This is a genomic window from Kitasatospora sp. NE20-6, from assembly GCF_045862635.1.
In genome coordinates, this window is record NZ_BPRL01000171.1 from 1 (window position 1) to 1,132 (window position 1,132).

A 1,132-nucleotide genomic window follows, 5' to 3' on the forward strand; every position below is an offset into this window, starting at 1 on the left:
TGCGGGAGCCGTGGCGGCCGGGTGGGGCCGCCACGGCGGGGCGCGGGTGGCGGGTGCGGGGTGCCGGTTACTTGGCGACGACCGCGGCGGCCAGCTTCGACAGCGGCTCGCCCAGGGCGTTCACCGCGGTCGCGAAGACCTTGCGCTCCGGCTCGCCGACCTTGTCGTACGAGGTGTAGGCGCCGTCGGCCTGCTTGTACTTGGCGAGCAGGGCCCTGATCGCGGCGAACTCGGTGTCCAGGGTGGCGGCCAGTGCGGCGTCCTTCTCCGCGACGACGGGCTTCAGCAGCTCGTAGGCCTTCTGGGCGCCCTCGACGTTGCCCGCGAAGTCCGACAGGTCGGTGTGCGAGTAGCGGTCCTCCTCGCCGGTGACCTTGCCGGTGGCGACCTCGTCGAGGAGTTCCTTGGCGCCGTTGGCCATGGAGGTCGGGGTGATCTCCGCGGCCGGGACGCGCTTCTGCCAGTCCTTCAGGTCGGTGACCAGCTGGTCGGCGAGGGTCTTCTCCTCGTCGCCGATCCGGTTGTCGGCGAAGAGGGACTTCTCCAGGCGGTGCCAGCCCGTCCAGGTCTGGCCGGCCTCCAGGCCGTCCTCGCGGACGTCGGTCTTCGGGTCGATGTCGCCGAAGCTCTCGGCGATCGGCTCGGTGCGCTCCCAGCCCACGCGGGACGGCGCGAACAGCGACTTGGCCTTCTCCGTGTCGCCGGCCCTGATCGCGGCGGCGAACTGCTCGACGACCGGGATCGTCGCGTCGGCCTGCTCCTGCGCGTAGGTCCGGTAGGCGGCGACCGCGGCCTCCAGCCGGGCGTCGGCCTTGGGGGCGGCGGCGTCGCCCGTGCCGGTGACGGTGATCTTCTGCCGGATGCCGTCGCCGGTCATGCCGGGCTTGCAGGCGATCTCGTACGCGCCGGCCTTGATCTCGGCGTGGATGGTGACCCTGGTGCCGGGGCCGATGTTCTCGCGCTCGGTGACGATCTTGTCGCCGGCGGCGTAGACGTAGACCTCGGTGCTCTTGGAGCCCTTGTTGTGCACGGCGAACTCGACGGCGCCGGCCGGGAAGGTCGTCCGCGACACCTCGCAGGCGGTGTCCGTGGCGTTCACCTGGACCGCGTCGGCCGAGGCGGCCTCGTCCTT

The 1,132-nt window shown here is 71.7% G+C and carries 1 protein-coding gene; it reads right to left on the reverse strand.

Translation table 11 applies throughout. The features are described 5' to 3' along the window. Positions 1–67: 67 nt before the first annotated feature. The coding region (gene efeO, locus SNE206_RS40025; RefSeq protein ID WP_407918512.1) for an iron uptake system protein EfeO at positions 68–1,132 on the reverse strand (1,065 nt) is incomplete at its 5' end.